The organism is Sphingopyxis sp. DBS4, assembly GCF_024628865.1.
Lineage (GTDB): Bacteria > Pseudomonadota > Alphaproteobacteria > Sphingomonadales > Sphingomonadaceae > Sphingopyxis.
This window is the reverse complement of sequence record NZ_CP102388.1, coordinates 12565-26618: the sequence shown is the minus strand read 5'-3', so window position 1 is coordinate 26618 and position 14054 is coordinate 12565. Positions and strand designations below refer to the sequence as shown.

17 protein-coding genes and 1 pseudogene are annotated in these 14054 nt (G+C 61.8%); 13 read left to right on the top strand and 5 right to left on the bottom strand.

Annotated elements, in window-relative coordinates; genetic code table 11:
- Positions 1-75: 75 nt before the first annotated feature.
- From NP825_RS23215 to NP825_RS23180, 8 genes are all read left to right on the top strand, one after another.
- Positions 76-849, top strand: a complete 774-nt coding sequence (locus NP825_RS23215) for a chlorocatechol 1,2-dioxygenase (RefSeq protein WP_257551893.1) — start codon at positions 76-78, stop codon at positions 847-849.
- Between the two features lie 28 nt (positions 850-877).
- Positions 878-1600 carry a dienelactone hydrolase family protein gene (locus NP825_RS23210; RefSeq protein ID WP_257551892.1) on the top strand — a complete coding sequence of 241 codons (723 nt, stop codon included), beginning with the start codon at positions 878-880 and terminating at the stop codon, positions 1598-1600.
- Positions 1597-2658: a maleylacetate reductase gene (locus NP825_RS23205; protein WP_257551891.1), complete on the top strand. Its 1062-nt coding sequence runs from the start codon at positions 1597-1599 to the stop codon at positions 2656-2658. The genes NP825_RS23210 and NP825_RS23205 overlap by 4 nt, the downstream gene beginning before the upstream one ends.
- Positions 2659-2726: 68 nt before the next feature.
- Complete coding sequence (locus tag NP825_RS23200) at positions 2727-3053, top strand: non-heme iron oxygenase ferredoxin subunit (protein ID WP_257551890.1); 327 nt, start codon at positions 2727-2729, stop codon at positions 3051-3053.
- The gene (locus NP825_RS23195) at positions 3043-4266 is read left to right on the top strand and encodes an NAD(P)/FAD-dependent oxidoreductase (protein WP_257551889.1); all 1224 of its coding nucleotides are present in this window, start codon (positions 3043-3045) and stop codon (positions 4264-4266) included. The genes NP825_RS23200 and NP825_RS23195 overlap by 11 nt, the downstream gene beginning before the upstream one ends.
- 56 nt (positions 4267-4322) lie before the next feature.
- Positions 4323-5420: a muconate/chloromuconate family cycloisomerase gene (locus NP825_RS23190; protein WP_257551888.1), complete on the top strand. Its 1098-nt coding sequence runs from the start codon at positions 4323-4325 to the stop codon at positions 5418-5420.
- Positions 5421-5430: 10 nt separating this feature from the next.
- A complete protein-coding gene (locus NP825_RS23185) occupies positions 5431-5775 on the top strand; it encodes a YciI family protein (protein WP_257551887.1) in 345 nt (114 codons plus the stop codon).
- A gap of 72 nt (positions 5776-5847) precedes the next feature.
- Positions 5848-6093 (top strand): hypothetical protein, encoded by a 246-nt coding sequence (locus NP825_RS23180; RefSeq protein WP_257551886.1) that lies wholly within the window; start codon positions 5848-5850, stop codon positions 6091-6093.
- Between the two features lie 109 nt (positions 6094-6202).
- Here NP825_RS23180 and NP825_RS23175 read toward each other — a convergent pair whose 3' ends face one another.
- Both NP825_RS23175 and NP825_RS23170 read right to left on the bottom strand, forming a co-directional pair.
- Complete coding sequence (locus NP825_RS23175; protein ID WP_257551885.1) at positions 6203-6604, bottom strand: VOC family protein; 402 nt, start codon at positions 6602-6604, stop codon at positions 6203-6205.
- A 56-nt stretch (positions 6605-6660) separates the two neighbouring features.
- Complete coding sequence (locus NP825_RS23170; protein ID WP_072598887.1) at positions 6661-7542, bottom strand: LysR family transcriptional regulator; 882 nt, start codon at positions 7540-7542, stop codon at positions 6661-6663.
- A gap of 195 nt (positions 7543-7737) precedes the next feature.
- Between NP825_RS23170 and NP825_RS23165 the strand changes: the two genes are divergently transcribed.
- Positions 7738-8433, top strand: coding sequence for a Plug domain-containing protein (locus NP825_RS23165; RefSeq protein WP_257551884.1), 696 nt, complete (start codon positions 7738-7740; stop codon positions 8431-8433).
- Here NP825_RS23165 and NP825_RS23160 read toward each other — a convergent pair.
- Together NP825_RS23160 and NP825_RS23155 are read right to left on the bottom strand one after the other, a co-directional pair.
- A pseudogene (locus NP825_RS23160) lies at positions 8390-8746 on the bottom strand (recombinase family protein); the annotation flags it as partial. The gene NP825_RS23165 and the pseudogene NP825_RS23160 sit on opposite strands and share 44 nt — an antisense overlap.
- Positions 8747-8799: 53 nt before the next feature.
- The gene (locus tag NP825_RS23155; protein WP_001389365.1) at positions 8800-9564 is read right to left on the bottom strand and encodes an IS6-like element IS6100 family transposase; all 765 of its coding nucleotides are present in this window, start codon (positions 9562-9564) and stop codon (positions 8800-8802) included.
- A gap of 48 nt (positions 9565-9612) precedes the next feature.
- Between NP825_RS23155 and NP825_RS23150 the strand changes: the two genes are divergently transcribed.
- On the top strand, positions 9613-10116 hold the full coding sequence (locus tag NP825_RS23150; protein ID WP_257551883.1) for a plasmid pRiA4b ORF-3 family protein: 504 nt from the start codon (positions 9613-9615) through the stop codon (positions 10114-10116).
- 3 nt (positions 10117-10119) lie between these two features.
- Here the strand turns inward: NP825_RS23150 and NP825_RS23145 are convergent, their stop codons facing one another.
- Entirely contained in the window at positions 10120-10716 is a 597-nt protein-coding gene (locus tag NP825_RS23145) for a recombinase family protein (RefSeq protein WP_061772305.1), read from the bottom strand.
- A 172-nt stretch (positions 10717-10888) separates the two neighbouring features.
- Between NP825_RS23145 and NP825_RS23140 the strand changes: the two genes are divergently transcribed.
- The 3 genes from NP825_RS23140 to trbB all read left to right on the top strand — a co-directional run bounded on the left by NP825_RS23140 (position 10889) and on the right by trbB (position 14047).
- On the top strand, positions 10889-12313 hold the full coding sequence (locus NP825_RS23140; RefSeq protein WP_066488601.1) for an ISKra4 family transposase: 1425 nt from the start codon (positions 10889-10891) through the stop codon (positions 12311-12313).
- A 260-nt stretch (positions 12314-12573) separates the two neighbouring features.
- Complete coding sequence (locus NP825_RS23135) at positions 12574-12975, top strand: helix-turn-helix domain-containing protein (RefSeq protein WP_019053950.1); 402 nt, start codon at positions 12574-12576, stop codon at positions 12973-12975.
- A gap of 106 nt (positions 12976-13081) precedes the next feature.
- The gene (gene trbB / locus NP825_RS23130) at positions 13082-14047 is read left to right on the top strand and encodes a P-type conjugative transfer ATPase TrbB (RefSeq protein WP_026149853.1); all 966 of its coding nucleotides are present in this window, start codon (positions 13082-13084) and stop codon (positions 14045-14047) included.
- Positions 14048-14054 lie beyond the last annotated feature (7 nt).

Here is a 14054-nt window from a genome sequence, read left to right as displayed (position 1 = left end):
ATTATAATAGTATTTTCGGTATGCCAGCCGGAGGGCTAGACTCAGACGCGAAGAAGAAGCGTTAGGAGCGGAGAGATGAGCAACAATCGTATTGATGCCGTGGTGTCTGACATCGTGAACGGAATTCGTCAGGCGCTTATCAAGCATGAAGTGACGTTCGATGAATATCGGGCCGGCGTCATGTATGCCGTGAAAACGGGCGAGGCGGGCGAGATTCCGCTTCTACTCGACGTCTTCCTGAACTCGACGATCAGCGACATCGAGAATGCCGCCTACGGCGGCACCGAGGGGACCATCGAAGGCCCCTATTATCTGCCAAACGCCCCGCTCATCCCGAACGGCGGGGAAATTCTCACCTATGACGATGATCGCAACGTCCCGATGATCGTCCGCGGAACGGTCAAGGATCTCCAGGGCAGGCCCGTCGCCGGCGCCACCGTCGATATCTGGCATTCGACGCCGGACGGCTATTATGGCGGCATCCACAACGATATCCCGGCGAACTATTATCGGGGCAAGGTTCTGACGGACGCCGAAGGCCGGTATTTCGTCCGGTCGACCGTGCCCGTTCCCTACAAGATTCCCGACCAGGGTCCGACCGGCGCCCTGCTGGAAATGATGGGCGGGCATAGCTGGCGGCCGGCACACGTCCATTTCAAGGTCCGCGCCGACGGCTATCATACACTCACCACGCAGAGCTATTTCGAGCAGGGCGACTATGTGGACGACGACTGCTGCAATGGCGTCCGTCCGGTCCAGATCAAGCCCGATGTGCAGGAAAATGGCGAGAAGGTGATTGAGAACGACTTCCAGCTCGCGCCCGACGTCATCGCATCGCGCGCGGCCTGACGCCGATCATACCCAAAAGGTTTTCATCATGTGTCATATTGAGCAATGCAGCTCGTTTCCGAGCGGCGATGCGGGCGCGCTGTTTCAGGACCGCGAGATCAGCGGCTATCGGTTCGGAGACGATGCGTCCGACCGTTGCATCGCCGTGTTGCCGGACATTTACGGCTGCACCTCGTTCTACCGGGGCTTTGCAGCCCACCTCGCCGCCCGCGGCGCTGTTGTCGACCTGATCCGCACATTCGAGGATCTTGGCAAGCTCGCCGAGCATACACGCGAAGCGGCATTCGAACGGCGTCATCGGCTGAAGGACCGCACGTTCGTCGATGCATTCGAACGCTACGCACGGCGGCGCGGGATCGGCGGAGTCGTCGGCTTTTGCATCGGCGGCCTGTTTGTCTATGAGTTGGCGCGCCGAAACCTGCCGGCCGCGCTGGTCAGCTTCTACGGCTTCCCGCAGGGGCTTCCAAACCAGGAAGCGGTCGATGTCCCCCTCACCTACCTCGACACGGTGACGACGCCGCATCTGACGCTGTTCGGGGCCGAAGACGATCTGATATCTGAGGAAGTCCAGACGCGGCTGGCGGGCATCGGCCAGCGTCAACCGGCGTGTCAGGTGCGCGTCTTCACCGGATCGGGACACGGCTTCCTGACCGATCTCGACGGCGCCGACGCGGGCCGTCGCGACAATGCCGCCAAAGCGCTCGCGCTCTGCGAGGAGGCGCTGTTTGCAACGGCGCGGACGGCCGCATGAAGCCCTTCGTCTCCGACGTCCCCGCCTCGCGCGTCGTGTTTGGGGCGGGCACGCTGTCGGATTTGCGATCCGAGGTCGCCCGTCTCGGCATTCACCGGGCGTTTTTCCTCTCGACCGCCGCCCAGCGCGAGACGATAGCGGTGGCGCGAGCATCGATGGCCGATCTCTTCGCGGGCGAGTTTGCCGACGCGGCCATGCATACGCCGGTCGCCGTCACCGATACGGCGCTCGCGGCGCTGCGCGCAGCCGATGCCGACGGCCTCGTTTCGATCGGGGGAGGCTCGGCGATCGGGCTGGGCAAGGCGCTCGCCCTTCGCACCGGCCTGCCGCATCTCGCCGTTCCGACCACCTATGCGGGGTCCGAAATGACGCCGATCCTCGGCCAGACCGAAGACGGCGTGAAAACGACGATGCGCGATCCGGCCGTCCAGCCGGCCAGTGTCCTCTACGATGTCGAACTGACGCTGACCCTGCCTGCCCAGATGTCAGGAGTGAGCGGCCTCAATGCAATCGCCCACGCGGTCGAGGCACTCTATGCCCCCGATGCTGACCCGATCATCCTGCTGATGGCCGAAGAGGGTATCCGCGCGCTCGCCGGCAGTCTGCCGCTGATCGCCAAGGATGCACAGAATGGCGAGGCCCGATCGGACGCGCTCTATGGCGCCTGGCTTTGCGCTACATGCCTCGGACGCACGACGGTCGCGCTCCATCACAAGCTATGCCATGTGCTGGGTGGAACATTCGATCTCCCCCACGCCGAGACGCACGCCGCTGTCCTGCCCCATGCCTGGGCCTATAATGCGCCCGCAGTGCCGGAGGCGGCGGCAAAGCTGCGAAGGGCCTTGGCCACCGATCGACCCGCGCAATCTCTCTTCGACATGACGGCCTCGTTCGGCGCGCCGACCGCCTTGCGCGACCTTGGCATGCCGAAGGACGGCATCGATCGGGCGGTCGAGCTGATCTTCAAGAATCCTTATGCGAATCCGCGTCCGCTGGAGCCGGACGCGATCCGTGCTCTGCTCGAAGACGTCTGGGCCGGCCGGAGGCCGAACGCGTGATGGAGCGGGACGATGATCCCGCGGACCGAACCGGCAGCGCGGCGAAGCTCCAGATTTTGGGAAACACTATGAGTTGGATCGATATAGGCCCTGTCGGCATCGTCGACGAAGGTGAGGTTGCCGGCGTCAACGCCAATGGCACGCCGCTCGCCATCTTCTGCAAGGAAGGTCGCTTCTTTGCGCTTCATGACCTGTGCACCCACGGCCAGGCCCGGCTATCGGAAGGGTTCGTCGAGGATGGCTGCATCGAGTGCCCCTTGCACCAAGGTCTTTTCGACATCGAGACGGGCGCGCCGCGCTCGCCGCCGGTGACGGTGCCAGTGCGGACCTATGGCGTGCGCGAGAATAACGGCCGCCTGGAGGTCATGCTGGAAAGTCAGGCCGATGAAGGATGAGGTCTTTGTCGTGGTCGGCGGCGGCCAGGCCGGTGGATGGATCATCAAGACGCTTGGCGCGGAGGGCTTTTCCGGCCGCATCGTCCTGATCGGCGAGGAAAGGCATCCTCCCTATGAGCGGCCGCCGCTCTCGAAAAATGCGCTGCGCGATGCGGAGGCAATTTCCGAGACGGCCCTTTTGTCGATCGAGAGCCTGGCCGAAGCCAATGTCGAGAGCTGGCTGGGCGAAGAAGTCATCGAGATCGATCGCTCCGCGCAAACGGTTCGATGCGCCAGCGGCCGCGAAATCCACTATGATCGGCTCTTTCTGGCAACGGGGAGCCGGCCCCGCGTTCCCGACTGGATGGCCGGGCAGAAATCCGACCGTATCCATCTGCTCCGCACCATCGATGATGCCGCCGCGCTCCGTTCCAGCCTCTCCGGCACGAAGCACCTCCTCATCGTGGGCGGCGGCTGGATCGGCCTTGAAGTCGCGGCCACGGTCCGCAGTCTTGGCATTGCCGTCACCGTGGTCGAAGCCGCGCCCCGGCTGTGCCAGCGCTCGGTCCCGGAGCCGGTCTCCGATTGGCTGAGGGCGCTGCACGAGAGCCATGGCGTCGCCTTTGTCATGGGCCGCTCGGTTGTCCGGCTCGCGGTGCAGCCTGACGGTCTCATGCTCGAACTGGATGACGACACCGCCCGGATCGCGGACCGCGTGCTCGTATGCGTCGGCGCAATTCCCAATGTCGCGCTCGGCGAGCTGGCCGGCCTGGACGTGAGCAATGGCATCCTCGTTGATGAATTCGGTGGAACTTCGGACCCGCGGATTTTTGCTGCGGGTGACGTGGCCTGCTTCCCCTGCTGCTACGCGGGGCAAGTGACCCGGCGCGAAAGCTGGGCCAACGCCCAGAACCAGGCCATTGCCGCCGCGAAGGCCGCGTTGGGCAATCACGTCCGCTACGCCGACCTGCCATGGCTCTGGTCCGATCAATATGGACACAACATCCAGATTGCCGGGCTTCCGGAACGGGCCGCAAGCACGCTCTACAAGGCGGGACCGGCCGCCGGCAGCGGCTGCTGGGTCGGCCTCGATGCACAAAACCATCCGGTCGGGGCCGTCGGCGTGGACGCGCCGAAGCTGTTCCGACCGATTCTCAAGGCCCTTAAGGATAACGCAGACATGGATCTCTCCGACTGGCAACCGACGCATTTCTGCCGCGGAGCTGCCGCATGAGCGCGGAAGTCGCCTTGCTCCAGAAGCGGCGCGCCGCTGCCCTGCCGGCGGCGCTGGTGCGGTCGGTCGAGACCTTCATCGTCGACATCCCGCTGCGGCGCGTCCACAAGCTCAGCCGCGCGGTGCTCACTCACCAGAGTTACCTGATCGTTCGGCTCACGACGGCCGACGGCGTTCAGGGCATTGGCGAGGCGACGGTTCCGGGCGGTCCCTGGTGGAGCGGGGAATCCGTCGAAGCGATGCGCGCCCTGTTCCTCAACCATATCGCGCCGCTGCTCGACGGGCGTGACATATTCTCGGCGAACGCCATAATGGCCGAGATCGATCAGGTTGCCTATGCGAACGCCGCCCTCAAATCCGCGGTCGAAACGGCGCTTCTCGATGCGGCCGCCCGCACCCTGTCGATCCCGATGAGCGGCCTGTTCGGTGGCAGGATCGCAGACGCGTTGCCGGTGCTCTGGGTGCTGGCGACTGGCGAGCTTGAGGCCGATGTTGCCGAAGCGCAGGCAAAAATTGACGCCAGACTGCATCGCCGCTTCAAGATCAAGGTCGGCCGCGGCGATCCCGGCGACGATGCGCGACGCGCCGTCGAGACCGCCAGCGCGATAGGCTGTCCCTGCTCGATCGACCTCAATGAGGCGTGGAGCTTTGCGGATTCCACGCGCGCATTGGCTATTCTTGATGGCTCCGGGGTCGATATCCTGGAACAGCCGCTGCCCCGCGCCGATCTTCCGGGGCTTGCCGATCTCGCGCGGCGCTCCAGCCTCGCGATCATGGCTGACGAGAGCGCCTGCAGCACGAGCGACATGATCGCGATTATCCGGGAACGGGCGGCCAGTTATGTGTCGCTGAAAATCTCAAAAGCCGGCGGCCCCAGCCGGATGCTCGCGATTGCCCGCATGGCGCAGGCCGCTGGCATCAATCTCTTCGGGGGCACTGCCCTGGACAGCTCGATCGGCACTGCCGCCAACATCCAATGCTGCTCGACGCTGCCGCTCGCCGGCGGGACCGAGCTTTTCATGCCCCTCCTGCTGGCGGACGACATTCTGGAGGAGCCGCTGGTCTACCGCGATTTCTGCGTGGACGTGCCGTCGGGCGTCGGCCTCGGTGTGACGATCGATGAAGCCAAGCTGCGCCACTACGAGCGCAAATAAGGAGCCTCCCATGCCATTTTTCGTCGCCACCATCGAGAACAAGCCTGGGACCGAGCAGGCGCGGGCAAACGCCCAGGAAGCGCATCGCGAATATCTTCGCGCACAGGCCCATCGCATCCTTATCGGCGGCGCCGTGCTTGACGAGGCGGAGACAGCGCCGCGCGGCTCGGTCTATGTCTTCGAGGCCGAGACTGCGCGCGAGGCGCAGCGCTTCACCGACGAAGATCCGCTAACTGTTGCGGGAACGCGCAGCGCCATCACCATCCGCCCATGGCGGCAGGCGGTGTTCAATCGCGGCTATGTTCTCGGCACGCCCGAAGCGGGGGCGCCCTTCCCCGGCCCTGTGCGAGATTGAACGCGATCGGCTGCGACGGCCATCGGCGGCAACGCGAATATCACCGGAAAAGACAATCGATCAGGAGGAGCCATGAAATCATCGGCAACAGGAAATCCGGCGGGCTGTGTATTGCCGGACAGGACAATCGTGACGCGGTTGCGAAGGCATGTTCATAAGCAGACCGACGAAAGTCTGAATGATCGTTTCGGTATCAGCTATAATACATGGCGCCGGCTCATAAGCGGCCGGCCGGTAAGGGCGTCCCTTCTCTCACGCCTGGAGATGCGTCTGGATTTGATCGAGCAACGATCGACCGACCTGAAATTGGACTCCTGAACCGGGTCAGTTCGGTCAGTCGCCGCCGATCCACCACGATCGACTGGCTGCACCAACGCTCGCAAATCGATCAGCTCGTTGTTCTCGGCGAGCGGCCGAGCGGTGGCCATCAGGCGTAGGACGACACCTCGACCAAGCTGCCGTCGGGATCGCGGATGTAGACCGAGCGGATCGTGCCGCGCGCGCCGCTTTTGTTGGTCGGACCCGCAATGATCGCAACGCCTAGGCCGCGAAAATGCGCGACAACGTCGTCGGGCGCCATGTCGGTCAGGAAGCACAGGTCCTGGCCTCCTGCTTCGGGGTGATCGGCGGTGAACCAGTCCTCCTGGCTGACGGTTAGCGGCCGCAGGTTGATCTTCATCGAACCGAAAGTCATGCTGGTCCTTGTATCGCCTCTCGGGGACTGTGCATCGTGGCGCTCCATGCCCAGGACGCGGACATACCATGCGGCGGACACCTCGACGTCGCGGACGTTGAAGACAAGATGGTCGATGGCGTTGACTTTCAGCATGGGGACTCCGATTTACCGCGTCAGCCAAATGGGTCGGTTCGCATTCCAATATTCTCCTATTTCATCATTTTGTGAACGACGTCCAGAAATGCCACCGTCGCGGGTCTCAAAGTCTCTTTAGAATACATGATATTGATCGGGATGATTGTGTCTGGTCCCGATATATGCCGAAAGCGAATATGGGGCCAATTGAGCGCAGCGACTGACTCAGGGACGATCGACACGGCAATTCCGCTCGCCACCAGCCCCATCGCCGACGTCACATCGTCCGTTACCTGAATCACATGCGGCGTGACCCCTGCGTTTCCAAGGAAGTGCAGGACTTCATCCGCAAAATTCGGGCGGCCGCCCTGAGGGAACAGGACCAGCGGCTTCGTCGCGACCTCGCCCGGATCGATATCGCCGTTCTTGTCGTCGGCCGACATTGCGGGGAAGGCCGCCATAAGCCTTTCTGTGCCAACCGTTTCGATCTCCATATCGGCTTCAATCGGGTAATAGCGCGCAAACCCGACATCGAGGCGATGCGCGCGCAGGGCCTCGATCTGCTCGGCCTTTCCGACCGTATGCAGCACAATCTCCACATCGGGCACTTCCGAACGAAAGCGCCGCAGAACCTGGGGAAGATAGCCATAGATGCTGGAGCCGTAGAAGCCGATCTGAAGCTGGCCTCGCTCGCCTCGACCGGCGGCGCTGCTCCTATCGACCATCCGCTGCACCTGGGTCAGCGTCTTGCGAGCTTCGGCCAGAAATTCGACGCCCGCGGGCGTAAGGGACACGCCTTTCGTGCTTCGGGTGAACAGCGCGTGACCGACCTCCGCTTCCAGCGCTTGGATCGCTCGTGTCAGCGGCGGTTGAGATACGTTCAATAATCGCGCTGCGGCGGTGACGTTCTGTTCCTCAGCGACTGCGACAAAATAGCGCAGTTGATACAGCTCCATCCAACCCTCCCGGCGATGCGCGAAACGTATGACCTACCCCATCTAATAGTATTTTCCCGCATTGCTACCCGGATTTAAGGTTCAAGATCAGCAGTGGACCTTCGCTCCAAGCGCGTGGGTAAGCCGCCATCAAAAATGAAAACGACAATAATCGCAGGTGGAACAGGTAGATGTTCTGAAAAAGGGGACTGGGAAATGAAAAGCAAAGCTATCGAAGTTCAATCACGCGCGCAGTGTTTATCAAAGGCAGGCTACAGATCATCGTCTGCGCTCGGCCTGGTTCTGGTTGTTGTCGGTTGTCTCGTTTCCCAGCCGGCATTTGCCCAGGCAGAGCCTGACGCAACGCCGGAGCACGCGCCAGTGACAGACACGCAAAGCGCGACCGGCAATGCCCGCAATGCTGACGCTTCCGCTGATATCGTCGTAACCGCGAACAAGCGCGAACAGTCGCTGAGGGACGTCGGCATGTCCATCAGCGCGGTCGGTGGCGACCAACTCCGCTCGCAGGGCATCACCGACGTCAAAGATCTGGTTCGTGTCGTTCCAGGCCTCACCTTCGCCGTCAGCCAGAAGGGCGCCCCCGTCTATACGATACGCGGCGTCGGCTATTATGAGGAATCCCTAGCCGCTTCGCCCGCCGTGAGCGTCTATGTCGACCAGATCGGCTATTCCTTCCCGATCGAGGCGAAGGCCGCCGGTCTCGATCTCGAACGCGTCGAGGTGCTGAAGGGGCCGCAGGGAACCCTCTACGGGCAGAGTTCCACCGGCGGCGCAATCAACTACATGGCGTCACCTCAAGCTTTGTACGCTGAACAACGATTTTCCGGACATAATGTGAACATTGGTGTCAGGCAGCGGCGCGAAGGTACTGGTAGAGGGTTTCGCGGCTGATGCCCATGTCGCGCGCGATGGTCGCCTTGCGTTCACCGGCGGCAACGCGGCGGTGCAGATCGGCAATCATCTCATCCGAGAGCGACCGTTTCCGCCCCCGATAGGCGCCGCGCTGCCGAGCGATCGCAATGCCTTCGCGTTGCCGTTCGCGGATCAGGGCGCGCTCGAACTCAGCAAACGCACCCATGACCGAGAGCATCAGATTGGCCATCGGGGAGTCCTCCCCCGAGAAGGACAGGCTTTCCTTCTCAAACTCGATCCGGATACCTCGCTTGGTGAGGCCCTGGACCAGCTTGCGCAGGTCATCCAGATGGCTCTGTTGCAAAGATTGGCGGCAGTCAGAGGTAGGCTGTCGCTCTGCGCCGATCAGGCGGCTGCTGCGAAATGGTGGTTGAGCATGCCCATGGCCTCCGTCAGCGCCGAGGGCCCAATGCCAAAAGCTCTCTCCACAAGGCGCACCTCGCCCCTGATGCCGGGCTGCAGGCACCAGGGGCGAGCCTGTCCTTTGCGCAGGGCTCGCATGACTTCGAATCCCTTGATCGTGGCATAGGCCGTGGGGATCGATTTGAAACCGCGCACCGGCTTGATCAGTATCTTGAGCTTTCCGTGATCGGCCTCGATCACGTTATTGAGATACTTCACCTGCCGGTGGGCCGTCTCCCGGTCCAGCTTTCCTTCGCGCTTCAATTCGGTGATCGCTGCACCATAGCTCGGCGCTTTGTCGGTATTGAGCGTGGCAGGCTTTTCCCAGTGCTTCAGGCCTCGCAGGGCCTTGCCCAGGAACCGCTTCGCTGCCTTGGCGCTGCGGGTCGGCGACAGGTAGAAATCGATCGTGTCGCCCCGCTTGTCGACTGCCCGGTACAGGTAGGTCCACTTGCCCCGCACCTTGACGTAGGTTTCATCCAGGCGCCAGCTCGGATCAAAGCCACGCCGCCAGAACCAGCGCAGCCGCTTCTCCATCTCCGGGGCGTAGCACTGGACCCAGCGATAGATCGTCGTATGGTCGACCGAAATGCCGCGTTCCGCCAGCATTTCCTCAAGGTCGCGATAGCTGATCGGATAGCGACAATACCAGCGCACCGCCCACAGGATCACATCACCCTGGAAATGGCGCCACTTGAAATCCGTCATCGTTCCGTCCGTCCAATCTCCGCCAAGCATGCTCAAGCTTCACGATTTTTGCAACAGAGCCCGGGTGAGCGTCACCACCTTGTCGAGGACGGGAAAATTCTGAGGGAACTGACACTTGCCGACCTGTCGCTGCGAGTGCGGCAACGCATGATGTACGAATACGACTTCGGCGATTTCTGGGAGCACGAGATCCGCGTCGAAGCGCGTGAACAACCGAGCGCAGACAAGCCCTGGCCGGTCTGCACCGATGGTGCTCGCGCCGGTCCGCCTGAGGATATCGGCGGACCGGGTGGATATGAGCGATTGCTCGAACGTCTCGATGAATTGCGCTTCGATCAGGGAAATGGCCTGGATGACTTTCTGGATGAAAACGATACCAGCGACGGCGAGGAAGATGACGGCGAAGAGTGGACGCCAGCTGACCGCGCCGGGTTCGACGGTCCAGATGATCCGCTGCTGCGCTACGATCCAGATTCCATCGATCGCCGCGCCATCAATCTCGCGTTGAAGGCTGAGTTTGTCGGCAAGGACCGGCCAATGTCTGTGGACTGATGCTCAGGCAAGCTCGGCTTGAGCGCGTCTGTCATCGCGTACCCGCATGATCGTCTGCCGGCTTGTCGAGAACGCCTTGCTGAGCGCGGACACGGTTTCGCCGCTTTCAAGGCGGCGCTCGACCTCGGCGCGCTCGTCTGTTGTAAGGCTCGCAGGCCGTCCGATGGCCTTGCCCTCCGCCCGCGCGCGGCGTAGCCCGGCCTGGGTGCGTTCGATCAGCAGGTCGCGCTCGAATTCGGCGACCGCGTTGATAACGCCCATCGTGAGCTTGCCTGTCGACGAGGTGAGATCGACGCCGCCCAGCGCCAGGCAGTGGACGCGAACGCCCATGCGATCGAGATCGGCGACGGTGCTCGCCACATCCATCGCGTTGCGGCCGAGCCGGTCGAGCTTGGTGACGACGAGGACGTCGCCATCCTCTAGCCGGTCAAGCAACCGGGCAAAACCCTTGCGTTCTTTCGCCGCAACCGACCCGGAGATGGTTTCGGCGACGATCCGCCGCGGCTGCGCTGCAAAGCCAGCGGCCTCAATCTCGTGCAACTGGTTGTCGGTCGTCTGGTCGACGGTCGAAACGCGCAGATAGGCAAAGGTGCGTGACATGGATCCGGCCTCGATTGTCCGGAAGGGGTGTCCAGTAAAATTGGTGTGTCCGCAAGATGGTAAGGCTATTTTATGGACAGGGTTAGCTGTAGGTGACCGTAACCGGTCGGTTTCGGACGGCGGCACCGATGTGCCGGCCAATGAGTTCCCTTCTTCATGGAGGAATGAGCTCATGCGCTTCACCATCACCCTCACCGCAGCAACGGACGACAGGCCAACCAGCGGCATATCCATCGCCGTCATCGAACGCGACGACGACACGCTTACGATCGATGATCTCGGTCTCAGGATCGCGGAGAGCAAGCGACTGCTGGCCGCGCTGCAGCTCGCTGTGGTTCAGACCCAGGCGCTCGACTGGTGTCGCCGCCAGCGCGCTTGTCCGTGCTGCGGATCAGCAAGGCAAATCAAGGATCATCGTTCGATCATGGTGCGCACGCCGTTCGGAAAGATCGCCGTGCCAAGTACCAGGTTCCGGCGATGTACATGTAAACCCACAGCGGGTATCGCGGCGCCGATCGTGGCGGCGCTGCCCGAACGCGTCACGCCGGACCTTCTCGAGCTAGAGGCGCGCTGGGCTTCGCTCGCGTCCTACGGCATCACCGCGGAACGCCTTGCCGACGTCCTTCCGATCGGTGACGCGATCAACGCGACGACGATCCGGCAGGACACCCTACGCGTCGCGGAGCGTTTGGAAGCCGAGCTTGGCACCGAGCGACGCTGTTTCATCGAAGGCTGCGAGGCGGACTGGACCGATGGTCCGCTGCCAGGACCGCCTGTCACTGTCGGGATCGATGGAGGCTATGTACGATCATGGTACGATCGGCCGAACAATTTCGAGGTGATCGTGGGTAAGTCCGTCGTCGATCCGGGCGAGGATGGCGAAATTAGCGAGCCAACGCGCCGGTTCGGCTTCGTGGTCGGACATGACGACAGGCCGCGTCGTCGCCTTCATGAATTGCTGCTGGAGCAAGGCGTCGGGATGGACCGTGAGATCACCTTCATGTCCGATGGTGGCAGGAACGTCCGCAATCTTCAATGGGACATGCGGCCGAACGCCGAGCATGTCCTCGACTATTTCCACATCGCCATGCGGGTGACGGTCATGCAGCAGATCGCGCGCGGATTGCCGCCCCCATCCGAGACGGATAAAGACGTGGCCGTCGCCACTCTCGAGCGAGTTCGGCACTTCCTCTGGCACGGCAACTGGCGCCGTGCTCTCGACCTAATCGGCGACGTCGAGACCAGAATGCTTGGTGCGACAGATCCGGATGTCACCGACGAGCCGATGAGCCACCCACAGGTCTCGCCGCAAGCTCGCAATCTCCTCAAGCATTTGCGGGAGTTCGAAAGCTATATCAGCGCCAATGCCAGCATGATCCCGAACTATGGCGAGCGACGACGATATGGCGAAGCAGTCTCGACCGCCTTCGTGGAATCGACCGTCAACCAGGTCGTCGCAAAGCGCTTCGCAAAGAAGCAACAGATGCAGTGGACGCCCAGAGGGGTGCATCTGCTTGTGCAACTCCGCGTCCGTACCCTTGATGGCACGTTGGCCAATGACTTTCAGAGGTGGAGGGACGAACGGAAGGCGGCATGACCCCCAACTTTCTCATGCTCCCCATTTACGGAATGGACGCCAAAGAGAATTACGCGGAAGCCTGATCTTGTCTCTCGCGCGTCACTTTCTTCTTTCAATCCGTTCGCTGCCACCCGTTATGCGCGCTCGCGCGCTCGGCCCGGCTCGTCCAAAAATGATGCTATAAACAATCATATTCGGCGTCATACCGCTTCCTTTCTCGCGCGCTCCGGCATATCCTCCGCAGCTACCCGGAATTTTAGCGGCTAAAACCAACCCCCTTGCGGAAGAAAGAAACCGAACCTGTGTATCGGAAGGTTCTCGCGATTAACATTAACCGCTTCTTGGCCTTAAGACGGCTCAAGAAAAAAGACCTCGCGGAGAACGCGGGGCTGTCTGTGTCCTTCGTATCTGACGTTACAGCCGGTAAGGGAAACCCGTCGCTCGAAACAATCGCCGCCATCGCAAATGCTCTGGAAGTCCCGCTCGTCGCGCTACTGGAACCGCCGCCTATCGGCACCGATGGCTGGGACGCCAGCCTAGCTGATACCTTATCAAAAGAAGATAAAAAGCTGGGGCTTCCTCCCGGTTATAAGCGCGTTTCCGCTATCGTCACGGATCATCAAGCGTTTCAGATAGCACAATGGCACAAGGCTGCCCACGCTAAGTTGCGTCGGTCCTGACAATCCCCCCAATCTGAACCTAATTCTTTGCAATCGTTCTGGTTGCCTCCATGAAAATTCCGGTATATCCCTTGCGTCCATTTTGTTTTGGCAGGGACGGTGCTTCATGGAGGCCAAGGGGGAACCCGCTCAAGATACGGTAAAAGAGCGTGCGAAGGAGATGCTTCGCCGCTCCATGCAACCGCTTATGTTGGATGCGCTTGCCGACCCCAAGACCGTTGAGCTGATCCTGAACGCCGATGGCAAGCTATGGCTGGAACGCCTTGGCGAACGCATGATCTGCATCGGTAAGGTCGCCCCAAGCCGGGCCGAGGCGATCATCAAGGCGGTCGCTGGCTATCATAACAAGGAAGTGACGCGGGCCTCCCCGGTTCTGGAAGGCGAGTTTCCTATAGATGGCTCGCGCTTCGCCGGACAGATGCCCCCGGTCGTGCCCGCGCCGACCTTCGCCATCCGAAAACGCGCCGTGGCGATCTTTACCCTCGAACAATATGTGGAGGGCGGGATTATGACGGCGGAGCAATGCAGCCTCATCCATGAGGCTATCCGCGCGCACCGCAACATTCTGGTGATTGGCGGCACCGGCAGCGGCAAAACAACGCTAGTGAATGCCATTATCAACGGGATGGTGGACGCGGACCCGACCGAACGGCTCGTAATCATTGAAGATACCGGCGAGATTCAATGCGCCGCTGAAAACTACGTCCAGTTCCACACGTCCCCGCAAATCACCATGACGGCGCTGCTCAAAACCACGCTGCGGATGCGGCCCGATCGTATCCTAGTGGGCGAGGTGCGCGGCCCGGAAGCCCTCGACCTGCTCATGGCGTGGAACACCGGCCACGAGGGCGGAGCGGCCACGCTGCACGCCAACAACGCCGAAGCGGGCCTTAGCAGGCTCCAAATGCTCATCAGTATGCACCCCGATTCACCACGGCCGATTGAGCCGCTGATTGGTGATGCGGTGCATTTGATCGTCCACATCGCGCGCACGCCAGAGGGTCGCCGCATTGAAAGCCTGCTGGAAGTCGGGGGCTTCGTGGATGGGAAATACATTTTGCGCAAACTGTGAAGGAGCA